Annotated in this window: 2 protein-coding genes and 1 pseudogene; all 3 read left to right on the forward strand. The window is 66.7% G+C overall.

Translation table 11 applies throughout. The annotated features are described in order from the left end of the window. Positions 1–83 precede the first annotated feature (83 nt). Complete coding sequence (locus EN750_RS32770) at positions 84–917, forward strand: alpha/beta hydrolase (protein WP_127399153.1); 834 nt, start codon at positions 84–86, stop codon at positions 915–917. Further along, positions 914–1,636 carry a ribulose-phosphate 3-epimerase gene (locus EN750_RS32775; RefSeq protein ID WP_127399154.1) on the forward strand — a complete coding sequence of 241 codons (723 nt, stop codon included), beginning with the start codon at positions 914–916 and terminating at the stop codon, positions 1,634–1,636. Before EN750_RS32770 ends, EN750_RS32775 begins: the two co-directional genes overlap by 4 nt. Further along, a pseudogene (locus tag EN750_RS41135) lies at positions 1,633–1,759 on the forward strand (ROK family protein); the annotation flags it as partial. The gene EN750_RS32775 and the pseudogene EN750_RS41135, both read left to right, overlap by 4 nt.

Consider the following 1,759-nt stretch of genomic DNA (forward strand, 5'->3'; position numbering starts at 1 on the left):
GGCTTCGACGGACCGCTTGTCACCCACGGCCTGTCCGCCGACGAAGCCCCCGATGTCGCCGCCTTTCTGCGAAGGCTCCTCTGATGGGCGCCGCCCCGACGATCCTGCTTCGCGACGATGCAGCGCTTCGTGTCTTCGACACGGGGCAGGGCAGGCTTCCCGTCGTCTTCCAGCATGGCCTCGGCGGTGACGCAGTGCAGGTCGCGCAGAACTTTCCCGATGGTCCTTCATACCGTCGGCTGACCGTCGAATGCCGCGCGCAGGGCGGTTCCGGCGCCGGTAGCAAGCGCCCGTTTTCGATCGCGATGTTCGCCGATGATGTGCTGGCCGCCGCGGATGCGGCCGGCCTCGACCGTTTCATCGCCGGCGGCATCTCGATGGGTGCGGCCATTGCCTTGCAGCTTGCCGCCCGGCACCCGGACCGCGTCGCCGGTCTCGTGCTTGTGCGCCCTGCCTGGGCTTTCGAGGCGGCGCCGCAAAACATGCGCCCTTACGTGGAAGTGGCGGAGCTCATCCGCAGCCGTCCTTTATCGCAGGCGCGAGATATCTTCGCGGCGTCCGCGACGGCCGCCCGCTTTCACACCGAAGCGCCGGACAATCTTGCTTCCCTGCTCGGCTTCTTCGCGCGCGAAAACGCGCCCGTCTTCGCCGAGGTGATGCAGGCGATCGCAGAGGATGGACCTGGCGTGACGCGGGCAGCCGCCGCTGGCCTTGCGTTCCCTACGCCCGTCATCGGCAGCGGCATCGATCTCGTCCATCCGCTGGCCGCCGCCCGCAGCCTCGCCGACGCCATCCCCAATGCGACCTTTGCCGAGGTGGTGCCGAAGGCCACCGACAAGGAGTGCCATTTCGCCGAAATTCGCGCCGCCATTGCGGACTTTCTCGACATGAATTTCAACAACCAGGACCAGTCATGATCTCGAAACCTCTCTCAGGCCCGGCCGCCATCGCCGCATTGCCGCGCGACCGGATGATCGCCGAATTCTCGCTCTGGTCGGCCAATCTCGCCAATTTCGAAAACGACTTGAAGCGCATCGAGCCCTATGTCGATCTTCATCATATCGATGTGGCGGACGGTCATTTCGCACCGTCCTTCCTGTTCTTCCCCGATCTCGTCGCCCGCATTGCGGGGCTGACGGCGAAACCCGTCCATGTCCACCTGATGGTCGATGAAGCAATCGTCGAGGCGCAGACGCGCCAGTTCATCGAAGCCGGCGCCGACATGATCAGCGTCCATGCCGAGAATGGCGAAGCCGGATTGCGCGCCGTGCGGCTGGCGCGGGAGCTCGGCGCCGAGGCCGGCGTCGTACTCAGGCTGGAGACGCCTGTGGAAGCAGTGACGGCCTTCGTCCCGGAAGCCGCCTTCGTGACGCTTCTTGGAACCGCAATCGGCGTCAAGGGACAGAGCCTGTCGGACAAGGCCTGCGACAGGCTGGGCGCTGCCCGCGCCATCCTGAGAGAGGCCGGCCGCGAGGCGCAAGTGGTTCTGGCGGCCGATGGCGGCATCCGCCACGAGACCGTGCCGTTGCTGCGTGCCGCCGGGGCCGAAACCGTGGTTCTCGGTTCGCTCGCCTTCGGTGACAAGGACCTCGCCGGCCGCATCGGCTGGCTGCACGGCTTGAAGGTCGCGGCATGACATCAGAAGCCGCCCTTGCGATCGATCTTGGCGGGACGGAGCTTCGCGCCGCCCTGGTCGACCGCGACGGCAAGATCCTGGCATTCGCGGCGGTGCCGACGCAGGCGCAGGCCGGTCCCGATG

The organism is Mesorhizobium sp. M7A.F.Ca.ET.027.03.2.1 (assembly GCF_003999175.1).
Classification (GTDB): Bacteria; Pseudomonadota; Alphaproteobacteria; order Rhizobiales; family Rhizobiaceae; genus Mesorhizobium.

Bases quoted from the DNA above. Each gene is read 5' to 3' on its own strand.
- EN750_RS32770 (WP_127399153.1), top strand. From the start codon at position 84: ATGGGCGCCGCCCCGACGATCCTGCTTCGCGACGATGCAGCGCTTCGT.
- EN750_RS32775 (WP_127399154.1), top strand. From the start codon at position 914: ATGATCTCGAAACCTCTCTCAGGCCCGGCCGCCATCGCCGCATTGCCG.